Consider the following 24864-nt stretch of genomic DNA (forward strand, 5'->3'; position numbering starts at 1 on the left):
ACGTCGCGCCCCGTCAGAGCGTGAGCTTGAACCCGACGTGGCTCGCCGTGAACCCGAGCCGCTCGTAGAAGCGGTGTGCACCCTCACGTGAGGCGTCCGACGTGAGCTGCACGAGGTGGCAGCCCGCAGCACGGGCCTCGTCGACGGCCCACTGGATCATCGTCGACCCGAGCCCGTCACCGCGCAGGTCCCGCCGAACGCGTACGGCCTCGATCTGGGCTCGCGTTGCTCCACGCCGCCCCAGCCCGCGCAGGAAGCTGAGCTGGAGCGTGCCCACCACCTCGCCGCCGCGCTCTGCGACCACGATGCGCTGGCTCGGGTCGCCCGTGAGCGCGGTGAGCGCCTCGTAGTAGGGCCTGAGGTCGTCAGGTGACTCACGGGTCGCGCCGAGCGGGTCGTCGGCGAGCATGGCCACGATCTGCGGGACGTCGTCGGGGACGGCGTCCCGCATCGCCGGGTCGTTCACTCGCTCGGCTTCGCCGCGCTCTCGGCGGGCTTCTTCGGCTCCGGGTCCGCGAGCTCGGCCTCGACCGCGATCTCGTCACCTTGCTGCGAGGTGTCGACGACGAACTCGACGTCGCCGGTGACGTTGCCGGCGGCACGCAGGTCGGGAAGGGCCCGCTTCACGATCTCGAGGCGCTGCTCGGCGCCGCGCACGACCAGTCCGGTCACAGCGGTGCGCTGACTGACCTTCGCCGTGGACTTCGCGCCGCGGATGCCGGCGAGGACCTGACCGGCCGCCACCAGCAGCGCAGGATCGTGGGGAGTGGTCGTGATCTCGATGTCGGCCACGGGCCACTCAGCACGGTGGATCGAGCCCTCCTGCCACCACGACCAGACCTCTTCGGTGACGTAGGGCAGGAACGGTGCGAGCAGGCGCAGCTGGACCGACAGGGCGATCGCGAAGGCACAGCGTGCCGAGTCCGCGCCCGCGCCCTCGCCACGGGCGCGGTCCTTCACGAGCTCCAGGTAGTCGTCGCAGAAGTCCCAGAAGAACCGCTCCGTCACCTCGAGCGCCGTCGTGTAGTCGTAGGCCTCGAACGCCTCCGTGGCCTCGATGGCGACCTGGCGGAGCCGGCGCAGCATCGAGAGGTCGAGGAGCTCGGTCACCCGGTGCGGCTCGAGGAAGGAGGCGTCGACCCCCAGGCCGTACGCCTCGGGCGCGGCGAGCACGAACTTGGACGCGTTGAGCACCTTCATCGCGAGGCGGCGCCCGACCTTCATCTGGGCCTCGTCGAACGGCGAGTCGGCACCGGGTCGTGCGCCCGCGGCGCGCCAACGCACCGCGTCGGCCCCGAACTTCTCGAGGATGTCGGTCGGGACGACCACGTTGCCCTTGGACTTGGACATCTTCTTGCGGTCGGGATCGACCACGAAGCCTGAGATCAGCGCGTGCGACCACGGCGCGGTGTGGTTCTCGAGGTGGGCACGCACCACGCTGGAGAACAGCCAGGTGCGGATGATGTCGTGCGCCTGGGGCCGGAGGTCCATCGGGAACGTTCGCTCGAACAGGTCCTGGTCGCGCTCCCAGCCGCAGGCGATCTGCGGGGTGAGCGACGACGTGGCCCAGGTGTCGAAGATGTCCGGGTCGCCGACGAACCCGCCCGGCTTGCCGCGCTGGTACTCATCGAAGCCTCTCGGTGCCTGCGCCTGCGGGTCGACCGGTAGGTCGGCCTCGGTCGGCACGATCGGGTTCTCGTAGTCGGGCTCACCCTCGTTGTCGAGGGCGTACCAGACGGGAATGGGCACCCCGAAGAAGCGCTGCCTGCTGAGCAGCCAGTCACCGTTGAGACCGTCGATCCAGTTGGTGTAGCGCGTCTGCATGTAGGGCGGGGACCACGAGATGTCGTGGCCACGCGCCACGAGCTGACCGCGCAGCTCCGGCTCCCGACCGCCGTTGGCGAGGTACCACTGGCGCGTCGAGACGATCTCCAGGGGCTTGTCGCCCTTCTCGTAGAAGTTCGCCATGCGGGTCGTCGGCTTGGGCTCGCCGTCGAGGTCGCCGGACTCGCGCAGCGCGGCGACGAGCGCCTCGCGCGCGGAGAAGACGGTCTTGCCGGCCAGCTGTTCGTACGCCCGGCGTCCGTCGTGCGACGAGATCCAGCCCGGGACCTCCCGGAGGATGCGGCCGTCGCGACCGACGACCGTCCGCGTCGGCAGGTCGTACTCGCGCCACCACTGGACGTCGGTCAGGTCGCCGAAGGTGCAGCAGTGGACGATGCCTGAGCCCTTCTCAGGATCGGCGGCGGCATCCGCGATGATCGGCAGCTCCACGCCGAAGATCGGCGAGGTCGCCGTCGTGCCGAACAGGTGCTGGTAGCGCTCGTCGTCGGGGTGGGCGATCAGCGCGACCGCGGACGGGGTCAGCTCGGGCCGGGTCGTCTCGACGTGGACCTTCGAGCCGTCGGGGAGCGTGTAGCCGACCCGGTAGTAGTGCCCCGGGTAGTCGCGGGCCTCGAGCTCGGCCTGCGCCACCGCCGTCTGGAAGGTGACGTCCCACAGGGTCGGGGCGTCGGAGGTGTAGGCCTCCCCGCGTGCGAGGTTGCGGAGGAAGGCCCGCTGCGACGCGGTCCGCGAGGTGTCACCGATCGTCGTGTAGGTCTGCTCCCAGTCGACCGACAGGCCGACGGTGCGCCAGACGTCCTCGAACGCCTTCTCGTCGATCTCGACGAGCTCCTCGCAGAGCTTGATGAAGTTTTCTCTGCTCACCGGGATCTGGCGCTTCGGGTCGGGCTTCTCGGGCGGCGTGAAGTCCTCGTCGTACGGCAGCGAGGGGTCGCAGCGGACACCGAAGTAGTTCTGGACGCGGCGCTCGGTGGGCAGACCGTTGTCGTCCCAACCCATCGGGTAGAAGACCTCCATGCCACGCATGCGCTGGAAGCGGGCGATGAGATCGGCGTGCGTGTAGGAGAAGACGTGGCCGACGTGCAGCGACCCGGAGACGGTCGGCGGCGGTGTGTCGATCGCGTATACCTGGTCCCGCGTCTTGGAGCGGTCGAACGCGTAGGTGCCACGCTCTTGCCACAGCGCGGACCACTTCTGCTCGAGCCCTTCCAGGGCAGGCTTCTCCGGCACGTTGCTCATGACGCCAGTCTAGGAGTGCGGCGATCCTCGACCGTGACCCGGCTGCAACCTCCCGTCACGGGGTCCGTGGTCCACCCTCGCCTCCGACCGCGACCGGATCTGCGTGCGGACCGAGCACGTCCTCGCCGGCGACGTCCTCTTGGCGCGCGAGAGCGCTCGGCCACCACATGTGGCGCCCCACGTCGAGGTTCAGAGCGGTCACCAGCACCGACCGTACGACGAGGGTGTCGAGCAGCACGCCGAACGCGACCGTGAAGCCCATCTGCGCGAAGAACACCAGCGGGAGCGTCGCCAGCACTGAGAACGTGCCGGCGAGCACCAGACCCGCCGAGGTGATCACGGCGCCGGTCGCGGCGAGCCCGATGAGGGCACCCCTGCGTGTGCCGACCCGGTGCGCCTCCTCGCGCACCCGGGTCATCAAGAAGATGTTGTAGTCGATCCCGAGCGCGACGAGGAAGACGAACACGAACAGCGGGAAGGCCGTGTCGGTCCCCGCGAACCCGAACACGTGACGGAAGACCAGCGCGCTGATGCCGAGGGCCGCCCCGAAGGACAGCACCACCGTGGCGAGCAGGATGACGGGCGCGACCAGGGCGCGCAGCAGTGCCATCAGGATGAGCACGACCACCACGAGGATCGCCGGGATGATCACCCGGTTGTCGCGGGCCGAGGCGTTCTGGATGTCGAGGGTGACAGCGGTGGTGCCACCGACCAGCGCGTCGGGGTCGGCGGCGTCGAGGTCGTCACGGAGGTTCTCGATCGCGTCGTAGGCGGCGTCGCTGTCGGGCTCGGACTCCAGGGTGCCCTCCATGTAGGCCAGGTCGCCCTTGACCGTCGGCTCGGTCACGCTCTGGTCGGCGATCCCGTCGTCGGCCTGGAACGCCGCGCGGACGTCATCGACTGTCTCGGGGCTCGAGACCACGACGACCGGCGCGCCGGCACCGCCTGGGAAGTGGTCGGAGAGGACCTTCTCGCCCGCGACGGAGTCGGGCGTGCCGAGGAACGCCTCCTCGGTGCTGAGACCGGTCGCGTTGAGCTGAATGATGCCGATGCTCGCGACCGCCAGCACGAGCGAGGTTCCGACCCAGATCCGCCGGGGGCGCCGGGCGATGCGGCGACCGGCGCCGGCCCACACGCCGTGCGCGCTCGGGTCGACGTCGCCGAAGTGCGGGATGCGCGGCCAGAAGATCCATCGCCCCAGGACCACCAGCAGCGCGGGCAGCATCGTGAGCATCACCGCGAGACCGCACACGATGCCGATCGCGGCGACCGGACCGAGGCCGCGGGTCGACGTCATCTGGGCGAGCAGCAGGCACAGCATGCCGATCGCGACGGTCGCGCCGCTGGCGACGATTGCGGGTCCCGCGCGGTGCAGAGCGCTCGCCATCGCCTCACGACGGCTCTCGTGCCGTCGCAGCTCCTCGCGGTAGCGGGCGACCAGCAGGAGGGCGTAGTCGGTGCCGGCGCCGAAGACCAGGACCGTCAGGATGCTCGCGCTCTGACCGTCGACGGTGAGGTCCGCGTACTTGGCCAGCAGGACGATGACCGCCTGGGCGACGACGAGCGCGACGGCGGCCGAGACGACCGGCAGGAGCCACAGGACCGGGCTGCGGTAGGTGAGCAGCAGCAGGATGGTCACCACGCCGCCGGCCGCGAGCAGCAGGGTGCTGTCGATGCCCTCGAAGACCGCGGCGGAGTCCGCGGCCTGCCCCGCAGGGCCGGTCACGTACGTCTCGAGCCCGTCATCACCGTCGCCCGCGGTGGCCTGCAGCTCGTCGACGACCTCGGCTGCTTTGTTCCAGCCGTCCTCGCCCAGGTTGAGCGGGACGATGATCTCGAGGGCCTCGCCGTCCTCGGACGGGATCGGACCGACGACCTTCCCGTCGATGTCGTCGCGCTGGGCGAACGTCGCCGCGTCCTCCTGTGCGGCAGCCGTGTCAGCCGGTTGCAGGCCGCCTTCGCGCTCGTACACCACCACCGCCGGGATGAGGTTGGGGGAGGAGAAGCTCTTGGCAGCGTCGAGCGCCTTCGTCGACTCCGCGCTGGTGGGCAGCCAGTTCTCTGCCTCGTTCTCCTGAACGTCGGTCAGCTGTCCGGCCGTCGAGCCGAGCAGACCGACGACCACGACCCAGAAGACGATCGCAAGTACAGGTGTGAAGCGGTGGTTGATCCATCCGGCGATCGATCGGTGCATGGTGTTCCCCCTGAAAAGCAGCTGTTCGACCCTACGACCGGCCGGGCGTCAGGAAGTCATCGTTTGCATCCCTGGGATACTGGACGCGATGACGAACCCCACGTACGCCGACGTCGAGCAGGCCCTGCTGGCGCGCTGGCCCGAAACCAGGCTCGAGCCGTCGCTGGAGCGCATCCGCGCCCTGTGCCGTCTGATGGGCGACCCCCAGACGGCGTACCCGGTGATCCAGCTCACCGGCACGAACGGCAAGACCTCGACCGGCCGCATGATCGACGCACTCCTGCGCGAGCTGGGAGTGCGCACCGGCCGGTTCACGAGCCCGCACCTGGTCTCGATGACCGAACGCATCAGCATCGACGGCCAGCCGCTGAGCGAGGAGCTCTTCGTCGAGGCCTATGCCGACGTCGCCGCGTACGCGCAGGTGGTCGACGACAGCCAGCCGGTCCCGCTGTCGTACTTCGAGCTCATGGTCGGGATCGCCTACCAGGCCTTCGCCGACGCCCCGGTCGACGTGGCCGTCGTCGAGGTCGGCATGGGCGGCACCTGGGACGCCACCAACGTCGTGGACGCCGCGGTCGCGGTCATCACTCCCATCGACGTCGACCACGCCAGCTACCTCGGTGACACGCCTGGCGACATCGCCGTCGAGAAGTCCGGGATCATCAAGCCCGGCGCCCAGGTCGTGGTGGCCCGCCAGCCCGAGGATGCCGCCGCCGAGATCGCGGCGCGGGCCACCGAGGTCGGAGCGACGCTGCACCGCGAGGGCGTGGAGTTCGGCGTGATCGACCGGACGCCCGCCCTCGGTGGTCAGCTCCTGACGCTCAAGGGCATCGGGGGGACCTACCCGGAGGTCTTCCTGCCGCTGTTCGGGAGCCACCAGGCCGACAACGCCGCGTACGCCCTGGCTGCCGTCGAGGCGTTCACCGGGTCCAAGGAGCTGGACGGCACGATCGTGCGCGACGCCTTCGCCGCGGTGACCTCGCCGGGCCGGCTCGAGGTCGTACGGCGCAGCCCGACCGTCGTCCTCGACGCGGCCCACAACCCGGCCGGTGCACGTGCGACCGCGGAGGCGGTCCAGGAGGCGTTCTCCTTCACACCTCTGATCGGGGTGGTCGGCGTGATGGCCGACAAGGAGGTCGACGAGATCCTGCAGGCGCTCGAGCCGGTGATGGCCGAGATCGTCTGCACACAGAACGCGACCGACCGGGCGATGCCCGCCGACGAGCTCGCCGACGTCGCCGAGGGCATCTTCGGCTCGGATCGGGTCCACGTCGCGCGACGGCTCCCGGACGCGATCGAGAAGGCCGTCGCGCTGGCCGAGAGCGAGCGCTACGGCGAGGGCGTCGGCAGCGGGGGTGTCCTCGTCACCGGCTCGGTGGTGACCGTGGGAGAGGCGCGAGTGCTGCTTGCCCCGAGAGAGACGGTGGACTGATGCGCGGCATGTGTGCCGGAGTGCTGTTCTTCGAGGCGATCGTCCTGGCACTGGCGACGCCGGTGATGATCCAGGTCGAGGGCGTGTCCACAGGCGTGGCGCTCGCCTGGGGCGTGGGGTTGGCTGCCCTGGCGCTGGTGACAGCCGGTCTGCTGCGTTTCCCGTGGGCGTACGCCCTGGGGTGGCTCGTCCAGGTGGGCGCGGTGGCGATGGGCTTCCTGCTCCCGATCGCGTTCTTCGTCGGCGGCGTGTTCGCGGCGATCTGGGCCACGGCGTGGGTGCTCGGCCGCCGCATCGAGCGCGACCGGGCCGCCAACCCCGAGTTCTACGCCCGCTGAGAAGCCGCTCCACCCCGGCTCGCTAGGCTTCGGTCCATGTCCGAACGCACTCTGGTCCTGCTCAAACCCGACGCCGTCGGCCGCGGTCTCGTCGGTGAGATCCTCGGCCGCTACGAGTCCAAGGGGCTCCGCATCGCCGCGATGTGGTTCGGCACGATCGACGGCGCGAAGGCGGACGCCCACTACGCCGAGCACGTCGAGCGCGACTTCTATCCGCCGCTGCGCGCGTTCGTCACGTCCGGCCCGATGGCGGCACTGGTCCTCGAGGGCGACGCGGCGATCGACGTCGTGCGCGTGCTCAACGGTGCGACCGACGGCCGGGTCGCGGCGCCGGGCACCATCCGCGGCGACCTGTCGCTGTCCAACCGCGAGAACCTCGTCCACGGCTCGGACTCCACCGCGTCGGCGGAGCGGGAGATCGCCCTGTGGTTCCCCGAGCTGGTCTGACCGCGCGGGCCGCGTGAGATATCGCGAGCCCGACCCTTCGCTCCCCGAGGTCCCCCTCCTCGGCGGTGACGTCACCGAGGGCCTGGTGCGCGTCGGCGACACCGTACGCCGACCCACCGGTCCGCAGACGCCGCTCGTGATCGATGTCTTGACGCACCTCGAGCGGGTCGGTTTCGACGGTGCCCCGCGCCACCTCGGGATCGACGAGGCCGGCCGGCAGGTGGTCTCGTACGTCCCGGGGGAGGTCGCCTCACGCCCGCGACCGGGCTGGATCGCCGACGAGACACGGATCGTGAGCGTCGCTCGGCTGCTTCGCCGCTACGACGACGCCGTCGAGACCCTCGGCGTCCCGGCCGCGGCAACCGGCCTGCCGCCTGCCGACCCAGCCGGCACCCCGGCGCGCGTCGCCGGGACACCCGAGCTGATCGGCCACCTCGACGTGACGCCGGACAACGTCGTCTTCGCCCACGGCGAGGCCCGTGCACTCATCGACTTCGACTTCGTTCGTCCGGCCACCCGGACGGAGGAGGTGCAGAACCTCCTGCTCTGGTGGGCTCCCCTCGTCCCTGTGCAGGACCGACCTCGCCCCCTCGCCGACGTGGACGTCTTCGCGCGGGCCCGCCTGCTGGTCGACGCGTACGGGCTCGCCGCGGCCGACCGCGCACGGCTGGTCGACGTCGTCGAGAACGCCGCGGCGCGGGCATGGTTCCGCATGCGGCACAACGCCGAGACGCTCGGTGGCGGCTGGGCGCGGATGTGGGACGAGGGTGTCGGCGAGGCGATCCGACGTCGCCAGGTCTGGCTGGCCGAGCACCGCGACGCCCTGCACCGGGCGGTGGCCGGCTGAGGTCTCGCGCCACCTAGCGCGAGGCGGACTGCTCCGTCCGCACGAGCCGGAGCTCGCCGGTGACGCTTGCGCGCAGCGCGGACAACAGTCCGTCGGACCGCTGGGCGGACTCCAGCCGCCGTCGGTGGGCGGCGTGCTCGGACGCCGTGGCGAACCGTGCAACGCGGACGTAGACGTCGACGTCCTCGCGTACCGGCAGCGCCGGGAACGCGTTGACGACGTCGGCGGTGGCGTACGCCGCGACAGCGACCGAGCCCAGCTCGGCGAGGAGGTCGTCGCCCTGCTCTGCCATGAGTGCGGCGAAGTCGTCGACGTCGTCCGGCTCGTACAGCGTGACGACGACGATGTCCGCAGCGAGGTCGGCGGTGGGGGACAAGGCACGTCCCGAGACCGGACGGAGCAGCAGGACGTCGTCCGACGAGATCATCGTGGCGTTCGCGGCGTCGCGGTGCCGGGCCCACACCGGCCCCTCGTAGAACGCGCGCAGTGCCGGCCCGCGGCTCGCGGCGTCGTCGAACCCGCGTATCCAGACGAACTGGTCGGGATCGTCGAGGTCTCGGAACGGTCCGAGGACCGACATCCCGACCTCCTCCTGCGGGGTCACGAGCTCCGACTCGAACAGGCGGACGAGCGTCTCGCGTTGACCCGCGTGCAGCGCGTAGCGGCGGAGCTCGACGAGGGCAGGCGCAGAGGACATGACCACACCCTGGCAGCAGGCACCGACATCCCCGCTCGGACGGGCCGTACGGCGGTTCGCGGGCGTGTCTGCCCGGGAAGACTGCGACGCCGACCTAGCCTGAGCCCATGTCCTTCCCCTTGCGCAGCCTGCTCGGGCGCGACATGGCGGTCGACCTGGGCACGGCGAACACCCTCGTCTATGTGCGGGGCAAGGGCGTCATGCTCGACGAGCCGTCGGTCGTCGCCCTCGCTGCGCAGACCCATGAGATCCTCGCCGTGGGGTCTGAGGCCAAGCGGATGCACGGGCGCACGCCAGACGCGATCTCGGTGGTCCGACCGATGAAGGACGGCGTGATCGCCGACTTCGAGGCGTGCGAGCACATGCTGAGGCTGTTCATCCAGCAGGTCCACCGGCGTCGCTACTTCACCAAGCCTCGCCTGGTCGTGTGCGTCCCGAGCGCCATCACCTCGGTCGAGCAGCGTGCGGTCCGAGAGGCTGGCTACCAGGCCGGAGCCCGCCAGGTGTTCATCGTCGAGGAGCCGATGGCGGCAGCGCTCGGTGCGGGTCTGCCCGTGCACGAGCCGACCGGCAACATGATCGTCGACGTGGGCGGAGGCACGACGGAGGTCGCGGTGATCGCGCTCGGGGGCATCGTGGCCAGCCGCTCGATCCGCACCGCGGGCGACGACATGGACGAGGCCATCGTGGCGTGGTTCAAGAAGGAGCACGCGCTGCTGCTCGGCGACCGTACGGCCGAGGACCTCAAGGTGACGGCCGGATCAGCCTTCCCCCTGCCCGACGAACGGACCGTCCACGTCCGCGGCCGCGACCTCGTCGGAGGTCTCCCTCGGACGGTGGACGTCACCGTCGGCGAGGTCCGTCGCGCGTTGGAGGAGCCCGTGGCGGCGATCGTCGACGCCATCAGGGGCACGCTCGACCTGACGCCGCCCGAGCTCGCGGGCGACATCATGGACCGGGGCATCGTCCTCACCGGCGGCGGGGCGCTGCTGCCGGGCCTCGACGACCGGATCCGCCACGAGACGCAGATCCCGGTCCACGTGGTCGACGACCCCCTCCACTCGGTCGCGCTCGGCGCCGGCAAGTGCGTGGAGGAGTTCGACGCCCTGCAGCAGGTGCTCACTTCCGAGCCCCGCAGGTGACGGCGTGGCCAGGACCCGTCGTCGCCCCGACCAGCAGCACCGTCCGCGGACGGTGCTGCTCGTGCTGCTGCTCGCCGCCGTCGCCCTGATCAGCGTCGACCTGTCCGGAGCCGGATCGCCCGCCCGTACGCTCGCCGGCTCCGTGCTCGGACCACTGGAGTCGGGCGCCCATCGGCTCTTGTCGCCGTTCGGCGTCGACAGCTTCGCCACCCGCGACCAGCTCCGCGACGACAAGGCCGCGCTCGAGGCGGAGAACGCCCGCCTGCGAGGGCTGGTGGCCTCGTCCGACGTCGACCGGACGCGGCTCGCCGAGTACGACGCGCTCGCGGCGTTCGCGACCTCGGCGGACCTCGAGACGGTGACGGCCCACGTCGTCGGGATCGGTGCAGCGCAGTCCTTCCGGCGCACCGTCGTCCTCGACGCGGGCACGTCACGCGGTGTCCGCCGGGACATGACCGTGCTGGGTCCCGACGGCCTCGTCGGTCGCGTCATCAGCGCCACCTCGCGCAACGCCGTCGTGCTCCTGCTCGTCGACGCCGACTCGGTGGTCGGTGCGCGGCTCGGAGCCGAGCACGAGCTCGGGATGCTGCGTGGTGACGGCAGCCTGTCGGGCACGGGGCGGCTGAACCTCGAGGTGCTCGACCGCTCCGCCGTGCCGAAGGTCGGTGACCCGATCGTCTCGTGGGGATCGCGCGACGGTGTCCCGTACATCGCCGGGATCCCGATCGGCCGCGTCGAGAAGGTCGTGGAGTCGCCGCGTGACGAGACGGCATCGGTGACGGTGGCGCCCTACGTCGACTTCTCCGCCCTCGACACGGTCTCGGTCGTCGTCGGCGCCCGGAAGGGATCGTGACGGTGGACGGCCGTCGGGTCGCCCTCGTCGTGGCCCTGCTCGTCGTCGGCGTGGTCGCTCAGACCAGCGTGCTGGCGCCGCTGGTCCCGACCGCGGTGGTTCCCGACGTCGTGCTCGTCCTCGTGGTGGCGGTGGGCCTGTGCGGGGGGACCACCGAAGGCGCGTGGGCCGGGTTCACCGGCGGCCTGCTGCTCGACGCCGCGCCGCCCGCCGACCACGTCCTCGGTCAGTGGGCACTGGCGCTCACGGTGGTCGGCTACCTCGCCGGGACCGTCGACCGGGGGAGCCGGCCGTCGTGGTTGAGCGACAGCCTCACCGTGGCTGCGGCCGCCTTCGTCGGCACCTCGATCTTCGCGCTGAGCAGCCTCGCCCTCGGTGAGCCCGGGGCGCACCTCGCGATGGTGCTCCCGGTCGTCGCGCTCGCCGTCGTCTACGACGTGGTGCTGGGCCTGGCGCTGGTGCCCGGCGTCCGTGCTCTGCTCGGCAGGGTCGAGCCTGCCCCACAGGTCAGGTGGTGACGGTGCGGCGGGGGCGGGCACGGATCGTCGTGGTGCAGGTGCTCGTGGTCGCGCTGTTCGCGACGTTGTGCGCCCGCCTCTGGTACGTCCAGGTCGTCGGCGGCGACGAATACCAAGCGCGTGCCGCGAACAACGCCAACCGCCAGGTCCTCGTGCAGCCTCAGCGCGGCCTGGTCGTCGACGCGATGGGGCGCCCGCTGGCTGCCAACAAGGTCACCTGGGTCGTCACGGTCGACCGCTCGCGGCTGACGCGGCTCGAGTCCGAGGAGCAGAGCGACGTGCTGGGACGGCTCGCCCGGCTGGTCGACCTCGACTACGACGTGCTCCTCGACCGGATCAAGCTGTGTGGCGAGCAGGGGGCGCCGGAGCCCCCGGCCTGCTGGAACGGCTCGCCGTACGAGCCGGTCCCGGTCGCGCAGGACGTCCCGCGGGACGTGGCGCTGTCGCTGTCGGAGCGGGCCGAGGAGTTCCCCGCGGTCGCCGCCGAGCAGCGCTCGGTCCGGGCGTACCCGCGCCCCGAGGGGGTCAACGCCGCGCAGCTGCTCGGCTACGTCACGCCGATCACCGCTGACGAGTACGACGCGGCGCGCGAGCGCGACGACGAGAGCCTCAACGCGGCCTCCGTGGTCGGACGGGCCGGGGTCGAGCGCAGCTACGACGCCGACCTGCGTGGAGTCCCGGGGACGACCGGCAAGTCGGTGGACTCGCGAGGTCGGGTCATCGCGGAGGGTACGGCGGTGGACCCGCAGGCGGGCAGGACCCTGGTCACGAGCATCGACTCCCGGGTCCAGGCGCTCGCCGAGGGGCAGCTGAAGAAGGCGATCGAGAAGGCCCGCACGACCCACGACGACGTCACCGGACGCAGCTACGAGGCGACCGCCGCGGCCGCCGTCGTCCTGGACCCCGACGACGGGCGAGTGATCGCGGCGGCGAGCTACCCGTCGTACGACCCGCAGGTCTGGGTCGACGGCATCACCAACCGGCAGCTCGAGTCGCTCTACGCCGAGGACTCCGGGACCCCGCTGCTGTCTCGCGTGACGCAGGCGCAGCTCGCGCCGGGGTCGACGTGGAAGCCCTTCGTCGCCGCGGGAGCGCTCGAGGACCGGTGGGACACCGGATCGCGCCTCGACTGCTCCTCCGGGCTCCAGGTGGGCAACCGGTGGTTCAAGAACTACGAGTCGGCCTCGTACGGGCCGATCGGCTTCGACCGGGCGCTCGCGGCGTCCTGCGACACGTTCTTCTACCGGATCGCCTACGCCGCGTGGACGGACCAGGGCGGCACCGACGCCAAGACCGGCGTCCACGACCCGCTGGTCGAGATGGCACGCGCGTTCGGGTTCTCCGAGCGCACCGGCATCGACATCCCCGGCGAGGCCGGCGGGCGCCTCGGCGACCGGCAGTGGCGCCAGGACTACTGGAAGGCCAACAAGGACCGCTACTGCGCGATCGCCCGCAAGCCCGAGAAGGTGGAGAGCGCCTACCTGCGCCTGTTCGCGCGCGAGTTCTGCGCCGACGGCTACGTCTACCGAGCGGGAGACGCGGTCAACTTCTCGATCGGTCAGGGCGAGACCCTGGTGACGCCGCTGCAGCTCGCTGTCGGCTACGCGGCGCTCGCCAACGGAGGCACGCTCTACGAGCCGCGGGTGGCGAAGGCGGTGCTGGACGCCGACGGCTCGGTGGTGCGCGAGATCGCTCCGGAGCGTGCCGGACGCGTGCCGGTCAGCAAGAAGCACCTGCGCTACATCGACGGCGCGCTCCTCGACACCGCCAAGACGGGCACGATGGCCTGGAAGATGGGCGGCTTCCCGCTCGACCAGGTGAAGGTCCGTTCCAAGACCGGGACCGCCGAGGTCACAGGGCGTCAGACGACCGGGTGGGTCGCCTCGTACGACGAGAACTACGTCGTCGTGATGATGATGGAGCAGGCGGGCACCGGCTCAGGGTCGTCCGGCGACGCGGTGCGGGCGATCTGGGAGGGCCTGTACGGCATCGAGGGCGGCAAGGTCCGGCGGGACCGGGCACTCATGCCGAGAGCCAGACCGCCGGTCTCGCTCCCTCGGGTCGCCGACGACGGCAGGATCCTGCCGCCGGTCACGAAGCGCACGAAGGCCGATGCCGACGAGGAGGACGACCGGTGAGCGGCCGGGGGACCGTACGCCCGGCGCTGCGGCCTGGCGCCTCGGTGCGGACCTCGTGGGGCGACGTCGACCTGCCTCTGGTCGCGTCGGCCCTCGCGCTCTCGGTCGTCGGGACTCTGCTGGTCTGGTCGGCGACCGCGTCGCGCGACGACCTCACCGGTGGCGATCCCACTGCGTACCTCGTCAAGCAGGCGACCAACGTCGTGATCGCCGTCGGGCTCGGCGTGGTCATGGCGTCGACCGACCGGAGGTGGATCCGGTTGTGGGCGCCGGTCGTCTACGGCGCCGCGGTCCTGGGGCTGGTGCTGGTCTTCGTGCCCGGTGTCGGCGCCGTGGTCAACGGGTCACGCTCGTGGCTTCAGGTGGGCGGGCTCTCGCTCCAGCCGGCCGAGCTCGCGAAGCTCGGCGTGGTGCTCGTGATGGCCCTGCTCTTCGCCGAGCGGACCGAGGGCAGGATGCGCCGGGTCGTCCGTTCGTCCGACGTCCTGCTGGCCCTGGCCTGCGCTGCCGTGCCGGCTGCCTTGATCCTCGCCCAGCCCGACCTCGGGACGCTGATGGTGATGGCCGCGATCGTCCTGGGTGTGCTCGCCGTCGCGGGTGTCCGTCTCCTGTGGCTCGGCGGACTCGTGACGGTCGGGCTGGCGGTGGTCCTCGGAGCGATCGCCGTGGGGGTCATCGAGGAGTACCAGGTCTTGCGCTTCGAGGCCTTCACCGACCCTGAGCTCGATCCGCGCGGGGCTGGCTACAACACGGTGCAGGCACGGATCGCGATCGGCAACGGTGGTCTGCTCGGTCAAGGACTCTTCCACGGCACCCAGACGCAGGCCGGCTTCGTCCCCGAGCAGCACACCGACTTCGTCTTCACGGTGGCGGGGGAGGAGCTCGGTCTCCTCGGCGCCGGGCTCGTCGTGCTGCTCCTGGGGGTCCTGGTGTGGCGGTGCCTGCGGATCGCCGCACGGGCCGACGACCTCTTCGACCGGCTGGCGGCGGCGGGGATCGGGTGCTGGTTCGGCTTCCAGGCGTTCCAGAACATCGGGATGTCGCTGGGCATCATGCCGATCACCGGGGTGCCGCTGCCGTTCGTGTCGTACGGCGGCACGGCGTTGTTCGCCTCGGCGATGGCCGTGGGCCTGCTGGTCGCGATCGGCCGTCGCAGCGCGCCTCCGGCCGTGGTCGTCCGGTCCCGGGCCACCCGCTCCCGCTGACCCGCGGCCGCCAGACGGTGACCCGCGGCCGCCAGACGTTGACCCGCGGCCGCCAGACGGTGACCCGCGAGGGATTCGGTGGGCGGGACATCCCTCGTTACCCTGGTGGCATGCCCGTCAACCACCTCGACGACTCCGTCGCGTCGGTCTTCGACCGGCTCGAGCCGATCCTCCCCACGATCAGCAAGCCGATCCAGTACGTCGGCGGGGAGCTCAACTCCGTCAACAAGGACTGGAGCGCCGTCGACGTCCGGTGGGCCCTGATGTATCCCGACGCCTACGAGGTCGGTCTCCCCAACCAGGGCGTCCAGATCCTGTACGAGGTCCTCAACGAGCGCGACTGGCTCCTCGCCGAGCGCACGTACGCGGTCTTTCCCGACATGGAAGCCGCGATGCGCGAGCACGGGATCCCTCAGTTCACGGTGGACAGCCACCGCCCGGTCAGGGCGTTCGACCTGCTGGGTGTCTCGTTCTCCACCGAGCTCGGATACACCAACCTCCTGACGGCTCTGGACCTCGCGGGCATCCCGCTGCGCGCGGCCGACCGCACCGACGCCGACCCGATCGTCCTCGCCGGCGGGCACGCCGCCTTCAACCCCGAGCCGATCGCGGACTTCGTCGACGCGGCGGTGCTCGGTGACGGCGAGGAGATCGTGCTCAAGATCAGCGAGGTCGTGCGGGAGTGGAAGGCCGAGGGCTGTCCCGGTGGTCGCGAGGAGCTGCTGATGCGCCTCGCGAGCTCCGGCAGCGTCTACGTGCCCATGTTCTACGACGTCGACTACCTCCCCGACGGTCGCATCCAGCGGGTGGCCCCCAACCGTCCCGGGGTCCCGTGGCGCGTCACGAAGCACACGCTGATGGACCTCGACCAGTGGCCGTACCCGAAGAACCCGCTGGTCCCGCTCGCCGAGACCGTCCACGAGCGCTACTCGGTGGAGATCTTCCGCGGCTGCACCCGCGGCTGCCGCTTCTGCCAGGCCGGCATGATCACCCGCCCGGTGCGCGAGCGCAGCCTGCAGACCATCGGAGAGATGGTCGACAACGGGCTCAAGAAGTCCGGTTTCGAGGAGGTCGGCCTCCTCTCGCTGAGCAGCGCCGACCACACCGAGATCGGAGAGGTCGCCAAGCAGCTCGGCGACCGTTATGAGGGGTCCAACACCTCGCTGTCGCTGCCGAGCACCCGCGTCGACGCGTTCAACATCACGCTCGCCAACGAGTTCAGCCGCAACGGGCGCCGGTCCGGCCTCACGTTCGCTCCCGAGGGCGGGTCGGAGCGCCTGCGCAAGGTGATCAACAAGATGGTCACCGAGGAGGACCTGATCCGGACGGTCTCCGCGGCGTACTCGCACGGCTGGCGCCAGGTCAAGCTCTACTTCATGTGCGGCCTCCCCACCGAGACCGACGAGGACGTCATGCAGATCGGTGAGCTCGCCAAGAAGGTCATCGAGACCGGCCGTGAGGTGTCCGGCCGCAAGGACATCCGCTGCACGGTGTCGATCGGCGGCTTCGTCCCGAAGCCGCACACCCCGTTCCAGTGGGCCGCCCAGCTCGACCACGAGACCACCGACGAGCGACTCCGCAAGCTGCGCTCCTCGGTGCAGTCCGACAAGCGCTTCGGCCGGGCGATCGGCTTCCGCTACCACGACGGCAAGCCGGGCACGATCGAGGGCCTCCTCTCGCGGGGTGACCGACGGGTCGGCCGCATCATCGAGGCGGTCTGGCGTGACGGCGGCCGATTCGACGGCTGGAGCGAGCACTTCTCGTACGAGCGCTGGGAGCGTTGCGCGGACGAGGCGCTGGCCGACGAGCCGGTCGACCTCGACTGGTACACCACGCGGGAGCGCGAGTACGCCGAGGTGCTCCCCTGGGACCACCTGGACTCCGGGCTCGACCGTGACTGGCTCTGGGAGGACTGGCAGGACGCCATCGACCCCGACGGGGCTCGCGAGGTCGAGGACTGCCGCTGGACCCCGTGCTTCGACTGCGGCGTCTGCCCGCAGATGGACCTCGACATCCAGATCGGCCCCACCGGCAAGACGCTGCTCCCGCTCAGCGTCCTCTGATGCGGGTACGCCGCGCCGGGGCGGCCGACGTGCGGGCCCTCGCCGGTCTCCGGGCGCGGTGGACCGAGGAGCTGGACGGTCCGACCGACGACCCGTCGTTCCTCGACCGCTTCGACGCGTGGTTCGCCCGCGAGTCGGCGCAGCGGGTGGTCTGGCTGGCCGAGACCGGCGAGGGCTCGCCGGTCGGCATGCTCAACGTGATGCTCTTCGAGCGGATGCCGCGGCCGGGCCGGGCCACGGGCAGCTGGGGCTACGTCGCCAACGTCTACGTGGTGCCCGCGCACCGGGGCGCGGGTGTCGGAGGGCGGCTGATGGGGGCACTGACCTCGTACGCGGACGAGACCGGCCTGGTCCGTCTCGTCCTGAGCCCGACCGCACGGTCGGTCTCGCTCTACGCACGCGCGGGGTTCAGCGGCGACCACGACCTCATGCTGCGGCCCCAGGAAGGACTCAGCGAGCGTGGAGCTGGTCCTCGACCATGACGGGCCGGGCGACGTAGGTCCCGACGACCCCGATCAGCAGCGCGAGCGCGACGAGCATCGCGACCGGGGCGCCCCACCCACCCGTCGAGTCGTGGAGGAGTCCCGTCCCGAACGGGCCGAGCGCCGCGATGAGGTAGCCGAGTCCCTGCACGAACCCCGAGAGCGCGACCGTGCCCTCGTGCGTGCGGGACCGCTTGGCGATCATCGTCAGGACCCAGGGGAAGGCGGCGCCTCCGATGCCCAGCAGGACCGCCCAGGCCCACGGCGCCGCGGTCGGCCACCAGAGGACGCCGAGCCAGCCGGCCGCCGTGACCACGGCGAACGACCAGGGCAACCACGCGCGGTCGCGTGACCAGCCGATGACCGCCGGCAGCAGGAGCGCGGCCGGGATCCCGATCCCGGTGACGATCGCCAGCATGCTGCCCGCATAGGCGTCACTGAGCCCGGCATCCTCCAGGATCGCGGGGAACCAGCCGAACTGGGCGTACGCCTGCGCGGCCTGTGCCCCGAAGCAGACCGCCATCATCCAGGCCAACGGAGCGCGGACCAGCTCCCCGATCGTGATCGGGGTCGCCGCGTCGGTGGAGCGGACGTCGTGGCGGAGCAGCCGGAGCCAGGGGACGAGCGTGACGGCCGCGAGCAGGGCCCACGTGAACAGGCCCCACCGCCAGTCACCCGTCGCCTCCGCGATGGGAACGGTGAGGGCGGCCGACAGCGTCGCCCCTCCGACGATCGCGGCGCCGGCGATCGACGACACCAGGGCGATCCGGTCGGGGAAGTGGACCTTCACCAACGGCGGAAGGATCACGTTGCCGATCGCGCAGCCCGCGAGCGCCACAGCCGAGGCGATGAGGAAGAGCCCGCCGCTCTCGGCGAACGTCCGTGCCGCGAGTCCGAGCGCGACGACCGCGGTCGACGCGATAGCGGTGGTGTGCAGGCCGATCGCGCGCACGATCGTGTTCGCGAGCGAGCCGACCAGGGCGAAGCAGATCACCGGGAGCGTGGTGAGCGCGCCGGCGGCGGTCGCCGACATGTCGAGGTCACCGCGGATGTCGTTGAGGACCACGCCGACGCTGCCCACCGACGCCCTCAGGTTCAGCGCGAGCAGGATGATGCACGCGAGGACGAAGGCTCGGTTGCCACGAGACTCGAGAGTGGGGGACGTCACCGGACAAATCTGTCACGGGACGCGCGGGAGCCGGCGGAGGGGCGCCCTTGGGTACCCTCGCACGGTGACCAGCCCTGACCGCGTCCCCGCCAACCCGGAGGCGCCGAACCCGCAGCTCCCGAGCGTCCAGAAGCTACGGATCCGCTATGCGAAGCGAGGTCGGCTGCGCTTCACGAGCCACCGGGACTTCGGACGTGCCTTCGAGCGCGCGGTGCGTCGCGCCGGTGTCCCCATCGCCCACTCCTCCGGCTTCTCCCCTCACCCCAAGATCTCGTACGCCGGCGCCTCGCCGACCGGTGCCGCCAGCGAGGCCGAGTACCTCGAGATCGGCGTCGTGCGCCACGTGGACCCGGACGAGCTCGCGAGGGCGCTGGACACCGCGCTCCCGCCGGGCCTGGACATCCTCGAGGTCGTCGCCGTACGCGAGGGGAGCGGCAGTCTGGCCGATCGGCTGGAGGCCAGTGCATGGACGCTGGTGCTGCCGACCGTGTCGCCCGAGACGGCCGCCTCGGCGGTCGATGCCTTCCTCGCGGCCCCGGAGGTTCTGGTGGACCGGATGACCAAGAAGGGCCTGCGGACGTTCGACAGCCGCGCCGCCGTGGTGCGCCTGGAGAGCCGGAGGTCCCCTGACACTCAGGGCACGTGTGCGATACTGGACGTGGTCGTGCGTCACGGAACCCCGTCCGTACGACCCGACGATGTTCTCGCCGGGCTCCGCGCCATCGCGGGTCTCGTGCCCTCGGAGGTCCCTGTGGCCACCCGGACGGCACAAGGTCCACTCGATGCGCAGTCCGGCACGGTCGGCGATCCACTCGCGCCCGACCGCGACGCGTCGTAGGCGCACGATGCCTGCGGCGACGACCGCGGCGGCGAGGGGAGAGCCCGTGACAGGCCGACCTAAGTGGGGAGCGTCGCCGTAGCCCGGGTAGCCGGGCCGACCGCAGGCTTGCGTCCGCAGTGCGACCCCGTTGCACGCGGCGACGACATCGCCTCGCGTGCAGCTTCGGCGGCCGCGGGGCCGGAGGAGCACACATGCTCGACGAGCAGAACCCGCCGAACTCGACCTCGGAAGACGTCGACACCCCACAGGCCCCCGGTGATCAGCCGGTCGCTGCCGTGACTCGCCGGCGTCGCACCGCTTCCCGACCGGCTGGCCCCCCGACCGCCGCCGTGTTCTCGGAGCCCGGGGCACCTGCGAAGCCCGCGCGTTCGAGCCGGTCACGCAAGGCTCCCGCGAGCGAGGCTCCCGCGAGCGCCGGCGCCGCGCAGAGCGTGTCCGAGGAGAAGCCCGAGACCTCGGTCGAGACGGCCGCTCCCGAGGCCGCCGAGCCGCCCAAGGTCACCCGTACGACCCGGACCCGCAAGAAGGCCGCCTCCCGGTCGGCAGGTCCCGCAGATCCTGCGCCCGTCGCCGCGGACGTGCCGTCCGGCGACACGCCCGCCGTCGAGCCGGCCGACGAGCTCCCTGTCACCGACGACCCCGTCGCGCCCGCCGAAGCCGCTCCGGCTGTGGTCGAGCGCGTCGACGAGGTCGACGAGGAGGACGAGCAGGAGGTTCGACCGGCAACCTCGGCTCGCGCGCCCTTCGTCGCACCGCTCTTCCAGGCGCCCGAGCCCAAGGCCGCGCCGCGCCGCCGCCGCCGTGCAGCCGACGTGGCCGACGAGACGGAGGACCGCGAGGAGGACGGCCGCGGGTACGGCTCGGACGACCGCCGTGGACGCAGCCGTGACGACGCGGATCTGCCGGAGCGCGACCACGAGGACTCCGACTCCGACTCCGACGACGGCCACGACGAGAGCGACGGCAGCACGCCCGGCCGTCGCCGTCGCCGCCGCGGTGGCCGTCGTCGACGTCGCTCGGGCAACGGTGACGACGTCGAGAACCTCGACCTCGACGCCGAGTCCGACTCCGGCGAGGCCGCAGAAGGCGCGACGGCGGCAGCCGATGAGACCCCTGACGAGTCCGAGGACGACGACACGTCCGACGACGAGTCCTCGAGCACCGGTGAGGACGACAGCGGCACCTCGAGCCGTCGTCGTCGTCGCCGCCGTCGTCGCGGCGAGGACAGCGACGCGGCCGCGGACGACCCTGAGAACACCGTCATCCGTGTGCGCGAGCGCCGCAGCGCCGAGGACGAGATCACGAGCGTCTCGGGCTCGACCCGGCTGGAGGCCAAGAAGCAGCGCCGCCGCGAGGGTCGTGAGGCGGGTCGTCGCCGCACGCCGATCGTCTCCGAGGCCGAGTTCCTCGCCAGGCGCGAGTCGGTCAAGCGCGAGATGGTCATCCGCCAGCGCGAGGACCTCACGCAGATCGCCGTTCTCGAGGACGACGTCCTCGTCGAGCACTACGTGGCGCGCGAGTCGCAGACCTCGCTCATCGGCAACGTCTACCTCGGGCGGGTCCAGAACGTCCTGCCCTCGATGGAGGCGGCGTTCGTCGACATCGGCAAGGGCCGCAACGCGGTGCTCTACGCCGGCGAGGTCGACTGGAGCAAGCTCGGTGACGGCAAGCCGCGCAAGATCGAGGAGGCGCTCAAGTCCGGCCAGTCGGTCCTCGTCCAGGTGTCGAAGGATCCCGTCGGGCACAAGGGCGCGCGGCTCACGAGCCAGATCAGCCTGCCCGGTCGCTTCCTGGTCTACGTGCCCGGCGGCCAGACCAGCGGGATCTCCCGCAAGCTGCCCGACACCGAGCGCAACCGGCTCAAGTCGTTGCTCAAGGGCATCCTCCCCGAGGACGCGGGCGTGATCATCCGGACCGCCGCCGAGGGCGCGACCGAGGACCAGCTCACCCGCGACGTCGAGGCGCTCGACGCCCGCTGGAAGGACATCGAGAAGAAGGCCGCCTCCGCATCGGCCCCGCAGCTGCTGTACGGCGAGCCGGACCTCACCATCAAGGTCGTCCGTGACCTCTTCAACGAGGACTTCGCGCGCCTCGTCGTCGAGGGGACCGACGCCACCGAGATCATCGACGGCTACGTCAGCCACGTCGCCCCGGATCTCAAGGACCGGGTGGAGGCGTGGAGCGGATCCGAGTCCGGTGACGTCTTCTCCGCCTACCGGATCGACGAGCAGATCGCCAAGGCACTGGACCGGAAGGTCTGGCTGCCGTCCGGCGGCTCGCTGGTGATCGATCGTACCGAGGCGATGACCGTCGTCGACGTCAACACTGGGAAGTTCACCGGATCGGGCGGCAACCTCGAGGAGACGGTCACCAAGAACAACCTCGAGGCCGCCGAGGAGATCGTCCGTCAGCTCCGGCTGCGCGACATCGGCGGCATCATCGTGGTCGACTTCATCGACATGGTGCTGGAGAGCAACCGCGACCTCGTGCTCCGCCGTCTGGTCGAGTGCCTCGGCCGCGACCGGACCCGGCACCAGGTGGCGGAGGTGACCTCCCTCGGGCTGGTCCAGATGACCCGCAAGCGGATCGGGACGGGCCTCCTCGAGGCGTTCAGCGAGCCGTGCGAGCACTGCCACGGCCGCGGCCTGATGATCCACGACCACCCCGTCGAGTCCAAGCGGGGCTTGGAGGAGAGCCGGCGCGGTCGCAGCGGCCGAGGTCGTGGGCGCAGCGACGAGGGAGACAAGCCCGCCAAGGGCGCCGACTCCAAGGCGAAGAAGGAGCCGAAGCCCGCGGACGACGCGCAGCCTGAGGCGCCGGAGCCGACGTCTCACGACACGGCAGACGCCGCGACGCAGGAGACCCCGGAGGCGACCACCCCGCGCAAGCGTCGCCGTCGCCGCAGCGGCTCGGAGGAGTCGAGCGACGGCCCGTCGGCCGAGGCCGGCGTTGAGGCACCCGGTACGCTCGACGGAGGAGCCCCGGACCCCGCTTTGACCGGTGACAGGGAGACTCCGTAGACTAGATGAGCGGCGCGCCTGTGAGCGTGTCGGTCTGTGTGCCCGCACGAGCGCCTCGTGCCTGGTGACGGCACCACCCCAGAGTTTCAAGACAGCCAAGCTCCGACAGCGGAGCAGCAACGAGTGAGGATGTGAGTCGGCGGTGTACGCGATCGTGCGCAGTGGCGGCCAGCAGCAGAAGGTCGCGGTCGGCGACATCATCGAGATCGACAAGATCAAGACCACGGTCGGCGAGTCGGTCGAGCTCCCCGCCGTGCTCCTCGTCGACGGTGACGCGGTGACGTCGGACGCCGACTCCCTCGGCAAGGTCTCGGTCACGGCTGAGGTCCTCGGCGCCACCAAGGGCCCGAAGATCATCATCCAGAAGTACAAGAACAAGACCGGTTACAAGAAGCGCCAGGGTCACCGTCAGCACTACACCCAGGTCAAGATCACCGGCATCTCGAAGTGACGCGAAAGTAGGCTCGAGCACATGGCACACAAGAAGGGCGCCGCTTCTACCAAGAACGGCCGTGACTCCAACTCCCAGCGCCTCGGTGTGAAGCGCTTCGGTGGCCAGCAGGTCGGCGCGGGCGAGATCATCGTCCGTCAGCGCGGCACGCACTTCCACCCGGGCACCAACGTCGGCCGTGGTGGCGACGACACGCTGTTCGCCCTCGCCGCGGGCGCGGTCGAGTTCGGCACGCGTCGCGGCCGTCGCGTCGTCAACATCGTCCCGGCGGAGTGACCTGAAGGACTTCCACGACGAGGGGCGGGTCCGCATCGCGCGGGCTCGCCCCTCGTCTCGTTCCAGCACCGTCGACGGCGTCCGCGCCCGTCGTACGGGACCGCGCATCAGCGCAGGTTGAGCGCGGCGTACTGAGGAGGTGGCACGGATGGCAGTTCCGACTTTCGTCGACAAGGTGACCCTGCACGTCAAGGGTGGCGACGGCGGCAACGGCATCGCCTCGGTCCACCGCGAGAAGTTCAAGCCCCTCGGTGGGCCCGACGGCGGCAACGGCGGCCGTGGCGGTGACGTCATCCTGCGGGTCGACTCCGACGTGACCACGCTCGTCGACTTCTACCACGAGCCGCACCGTCGAGCCGGCAAGGGGCATCACGGCAGCGGTGGCAACCGCAGCGGATCCCAGGGCGAGGACATCGTGCTCGCCGTGCCCGACGGCACCGTGGTCCGCGGGGCCGACGGCGAGATCCTCGCCGACATGGTCGGGCCCGGCTCGGAGCTGGTGATCGCCGAGGGTGGTCGTGGAGGGCTGGGCAACGCCGCGCTCGCCTCCAGCAAGCGGAAGGCCCCCGGCTTCGCGCTGAAGGGCGAGCCGGGCGACGAGCGGACGATCTCCCTCGAGCTGAAGGTCGTGGCCGACATCGGTCTCGTGGGGTTCCCGAGCGCCGGCAAGTCGAGCCTGATCGCCGCGCTCTCGCGAGCTCGGCCCAAGATCGCCGACTACCCCTTCACCACCCTCGTCCCCAACCTCGGCGTCGTGGTCGCCGGTGACGTGACCTACACCGTCGCCGACGTCCCCGGCCTGATCGAGGGCGCGGCGGACGGGCGCGGCCTCGGTCACGACTTCCTGCGTCACGTCGAGCGTTGCGCTGCGCTGGTCCACGTCATCGACTGCGCGACGATCGAGCCCGGGCGAGACCCCTTGAGCGACCTCGACGTCATCGAGAACGAGCTCGCGGCGTACGGCGGCCTCGAGGACCGCCCCCGTCTGGTGGCCCTCAACAAGGTCGACGTCCCCGACGCCAAGACCATCGCCGAGTTCGTCCGCGGCGAGCTCGAGGCGCGCGGTCTCGACGTCTACGAGATCTCGGCCGCCTCCCACGAGGGCCTCAAGGACCTCTCGTACGCGATGGCGGAGGTCGTCGCGTCCTCGCGCAAGAGCGTCACCGCGGCCCCAGCGGCGCGCATCGTCCTCCGGCCGCGCTCGGCCGACGGCGAGGACGACTTCACGATCACGCGCACCGCCGGTCAGTGGGTCGTCCGCGGCGAGAAGCCGGAGCGCTGGGTTCGCCAGACCGACTTCACCAACGACGAGGCCGTCGGGTTCCTCGCAGACCGGCTCAACCGTCTCGGCGTCGAGAACCGCCTGATCGCCATGGGCGCGGAGGCGGGCGACGACGTGGTGATCGGCGGCGTCGACGACGCGGTCGTGTTCGACTTCGACCCGCAGGTGAACGCCGGCGCTGAGCTGCTCGGCTCGCGACGTGGCGAGGATGACCGGCTGATCGAGAACCACCGGCGCACCAACAAGCAGCGCCGCGAGGACCTGACACGCAAGCGCGAGTACGAGCGTGCGGCCCGCAGGGATCGCGCGGCCGGGCGTGTGCCGCCCGAGACGCTCTGGTCCGAGGAACCGGCGCCGGACGGCGACGAGGACGTGTGAGGCCCTGA

General features: G+C 71.1%; 21 protein-coding genes. 16 read left to right on the forward strand and 5 right to left on the reverse strand.

Going from position 1 to position 24864, the window contains the following annotated elements; all coding sequences use genetic code 11:
- Window positions 1–13 precede the first annotated feature (13 nt).
- Genes KV102_RS12940 through KV102_RS12950 form a run of 3 tightly spaced genes read right to left on the reverse strand, consistent with a single transcriptional unit; the run spans window position 14 to window position 5278 of the window.
- Window positions 14–451: a GNAT family N-acetyltransferase gene (locus tag KV102_RS12940; protein WP_220344110.1), complete on the reverse strand. Its 438-nt coding sequence runs from the start codon at window positions 449–451 to the stop codon at window positions 14–16.
- An 11-nt stretch (window positions 452–462) separates the two neighbouring features.
- Window positions 463–3084, reverse strand: a complete 2622-nt coding sequence (gene valS / locus KV102_RS12945) for a valine--tRNA ligase (protein WP_220346530.1) — start codon at window positions 3082–3084, stop codon at window positions 463–465.
- Window positions 3085–3139: 55 nt separating this feature from the next.
- Window positions 3140–5278 (reverse strand): MMPL family transporter, encoded by a 2139-nt coding sequence (locus KV102_RS12950; protein ID WP_220346531.1) that lies wholly within the window; start codon window positions 5276–5278, stop codon window positions 3140–3142.
- 88 nt (window positions 5279–5366) lie between these two features.
- Here KV102_RS12950 and KV102_RS12955 point away from each other — a divergent pair, with 88 nt between their 5' ends.
- From KV102_RS12955 to KV102_RS12970, 4 genes are read left to right on the forward strand one after another with little or no spacing between them, the layout of a single operon-like run.
- Window positions 5367–6710 (forward strand): folylpolyglutamate synthase/dihydrofolate synthase family protein, encoded by a 1344-nt coding sequence (locus KV102_RS12955; protein WP_220344113.1) that lies wholly within the window; start codon window positions 5367–5369, stop codon window positions 6708–6710.
- Entirely contained in the window at window positions 6710–7048 is a 339-nt protein-coding gene (locus KV102_RS12960; RefSeq protein WP_255560932.1) for a DUF4233 domain-containing protein, read from the forward strand. The genes KV102_RS12955 and KV102_RS12960 overlap by 1 nt, the downstream gene beginning before the upstream one ends.
- A gap of 36 nt (window positions 7049–7084) precedes the next feature.
- Window positions 7085–7495, forward strand: a complete 411-nt coding sequence (gene ndk / locus KV102_RS12965; protein WP_220346532.1) for a nucleoside-diphosphate kinase — start codon at window positions 7085–7087, stop codon at window positions 7493–7495.
- A gap of 13 nt (window positions 7496–7508) precedes the next feature.
- Window positions 7509–8342, forward strand: coding sequence for an aminoglycoside phosphotransferase (locus KV102_RS12970; RefSeq protein ID WP_220346533.1), 834 nt, complete (start codon window positions 7509–7511; stop codon window positions 8340–8342).
- Window positions 8343–8355: 13 nt separating this feature from the next.
- Here KV102_RS12970 and KV102_RS12975 read toward each other — a convergent pair whose 3' ends face one another.
- On the reverse strand, window positions 8356–9039 hold the full coding sequence (locus tag KV102_RS12975) for an NIPSNAP family protein (RefSeq protein ID WP_220344117.1): 684 nt from the start codon (window positions 9037–9039) through the stop codon (window positions 8356–8358).
- Between the two features lie 107 nt (window positions 9040–9146).
- Between KV102_RS12975 and KV102_RS12980 the strand changes: the two genes are divergently transcribed.
- From KV102_RS12980 to KV102_RS13010, 7 genes are all read left to right on the forward strand, one after another.
- Entirely contained in the window at window positions 9147–10181 is a 1035-nt protein-coding gene (locus KV102_RS12980) for a rod shape-determining protein (RefSeq protein ID WP_220344118.1), read from the forward strand.
- 4 nt (window positions 10182–10185) lie between these two features.
- Entirely contained in the window at window positions 10186–11034 is an 849-nt protein-coding gene (gene mreC, locus KV102_RS12985; RefSeq protein ID WP_220346534.1) for a rod shape-determining protein MreC, read from the forward strand.
- Between the two features lie 2 nt (window positions 11035–11036).
- Complete coding sequence (gene mreD / locus KV102_RS12990; protein ID WP_220346535.1) at window positions 11037–11552, forward strand: rod shape-determining protein MreD; 516 nt, start codon at window positions 11037–11039, stop codon at window positions 11550–11552.
- On the forward strand, window positions 11549–13690 hold the full coding sequence (mrdA, locus tag KV102_RS12995) for a penicillin-binding protein 2 (RefSeq protein ID WP_220346536.1): 2142 nt from the start codon (window positions 11549–11551) through the stop codon (window positions 13688–13690). Before mreD ends, mrdA begins: the two co-directional genes overlap by 4 nt.
- Complete coding sequence (rodA, locus tag KV102_RS13000; RefSeq protein ID WP_220344122.1) at window positions 13687–14895, forward strand: rod shape-determining protein RodA; 1209 nt, start codon at window positions 13687–13689, stop codon at window positions 14893–14895. Before mrdA ends, rodA begins: the two co-directional genes overlap by 4 nt.
- A 110-nt stretch (window positions 14896–15005) precedes the next feature.
- Window positions 15006–16958, forward strand: a complete 1953-nt coding sequence (locus tag KV102_RS13005) for a TIGR03960 family B12-binding radical SAM protein (RefSeq protein WP_220344123.1) — start codon at window positions 15006–15008, stop codon at window positions 16956–16958.
- On the forward strand, window positions 16958–17440 hold the full coding sequence (locus KV102_RS13010; RefSeq protein WP_220346537.1) for a GNAT family N-acetyltransferase: 483 nt from the start codon (window positions 16958–16960) through the stop codon (window positions 17438–17440). The genes KV102_RS13005 and KV102_RS13010 overlap by 1 nt, the downstream gene beginning before the upstream one ends.
- On the opposite strand, the gene KV102_RS13015 is transcribed toward KV102_RS13010, so the two are convergent.
- Window positions 17409–18608 carry an MFS transporter gene (locus KV102_RS13015; RefSeq protein ID WP_220346538.1) on the reverse strand — a complete coding sequence of 400 codons (1200 nt, stop codon included), beginning with the start codon at window positions 18606–18608 and terminating at the stop codon, window positions 17409–17411. The two genes, KV102_RS13010 and KV102_RS13015, sit on opposite strands and share 32 nt — an antisense overlap.
- 64 nt (window positions 18609–18672) lie before the next feature.
- Between KV102_RS13015 and KV102_RS13020 the strand changes: the two genes are divergently transcribed.
- The 5 genes from KV102_RS13020 (at window position 18673) to obgE (ending at window position 24856) form a co-directional block, all read left to right on the forward strand.
- Window positions 18673–19446, forward strand: coding sequence for a TIGR03936 family radical SAM-associated protein (locus KV102_RS13020; RefSeq protein ID WP_301022401.1), 774 nt, complete (start codon window positions 18673–18675; stop codon window positions 19444–19446).
- Window positions 19447–19640: 194 nt separating this feature from the next.
- Window positions 19641–22469: a ribonuclease E/G gene (locus tag KV102_RS13025; protein WP_220346539.1), complete on the forward strand. Its 2829-nt coding sequence runs from the start codon at window positions 19641–19643 to the stop codon at window positions 22467–22469.
- A gap of 142 nt (window positions 22470–22611) precedes the next feature.
- On the forward strand, window positions 22612–22920 hold the full coding sequence (rplU, locus tag KV102_RS13030; protein WP_220344129.1) for a 50S ribosomal protein L21: 309 nt from the start codon (window positions 22612–22614) through the stop codon (window positions 22918–22920).
- A gap of 21 nt (window positions 22921–22941) precedes the next feature.
- Complete coding sequence (gene rpmA / locus KV102_RS13035; RefSeq protein ID WP_220344131.1) at window positions 22942–23196, forward strand: 50S ribosomal protein L27; 255 nt, start codon at window positions 22942–22944, stop codon at window positions 23194–23196.
- A gap of 148 nt (window positions 23197–23344) precedes the next feature.
- A complete protein-coding gene (gene obgE / locus KV102_RS13040; protein WP_220346540.1) occupies window positions 23345–24856 on the forward strand; it encodes a GTPase ObgE in 1512 nt (503 codons plus the stop codon).
- The last annotated feature ends 8 nt before the right edge of the window (window positions 24857–24864 follow it).

Origin of the sequence: Mumia sp. zg.B53 (assembly GCF_019550935.1) — a bacterium.
Classification (GTDB): domain Bacteria; phylum Actinomycetota; class Actinomycetes; order Propionibacteriales; family Nocardioidaceae; genus Mumia.

Bases quoted from the DNA above. Each gene is read 5' to 3' on its own strand.
- KV102_RS12950 (WP_220346531.1), bottom strand. From the start codon at position 5,278: ATGCACCGATCGATCGCCGGATGGATCAACCACCGCTTCACACCTGTA.
- KV102_RS13005 (WP_220344123.1), top strand. From the start codon at position 15,006: ATGCCCGTCAACCACCTCGACGACTCCGTCGCGTCGGTCTTCGACCGG.
- KV102_RS12960 (WP_255560932.1), top strand. From the start codon at position 6,710: ATGCGCGGCATGTGTGCCGGAGTGCTGTTCTTCGAGGCGATCGTCCTG.
- KV102_RS13025 (WP_220346539.1), top strand. From the start codon at position 19,641: ATGCTCGACGAGCAGAACCCGCCGAACTCGACCTCGGAAGACGTCGAC.
- rpmA (WP_220344131.1), top strand. From the start codon at position 22,942: ATGGCACACAAGAAGGGCGCCGCTTCTACCAAGAACGGCCGTGACTCC.
- KV102_RS12980 (WP_220344118.1), top strand. From the start codon at position 9,147: ATGTCCTTCCCCTTGCGCAGCCTGCTCGGGCGCGACATGGCGGTCGAC.
- KV102_RS12955 (WP_220344113.1), top strand. From the start codon at position 5,367: ATGACGAACCCCACGTACGCCGACGTCGAGCAGGCCCTGCTGGCGCGC.
- valS (WP_220346530.1), bottom strand. From the start codon at position 3,084: ATGAGCAACGTGCCGGAGAAGCCTGCCCTGGAAGGGCTCGAGCAGAAG.
- KV102_RS12975 (WP_220344117.1), bottom strand. From the start codon at position 9,039: ATGTCCTCTGCGCCTGCCCTCGTCGAGCTCCGCCGCTACGCGCTGCAC.
- KV102_RS12940 (WP_220344110.1), bottom strand. From the start codon at position 451: ATGCGGGACGCCGTCCCCGACGACGTCCCGCAGATCGTGGCCATGCTC.
- ndk (WP_220346532.1), top strand. From the start codon at position 7,085: ATGTCCGAACGCACTCTGGTCCTGCTCAAACCCGACGCCGTCGGCCGC.
- KV102_RS13010 (WP_220346537.1), top strand. From the start codon at position 16,958: ATGCGGGTACGCCGCGCCGGGGCGGCCGACGTGCGGGCCCTCGCCGGT.
- obgE (WP_220346540.1), top strand. From the start codon at position 23,345: ATGGCAGTTCCGACTTTCGTCGACAAGGTGACCCTGCACGTCAAGGGT.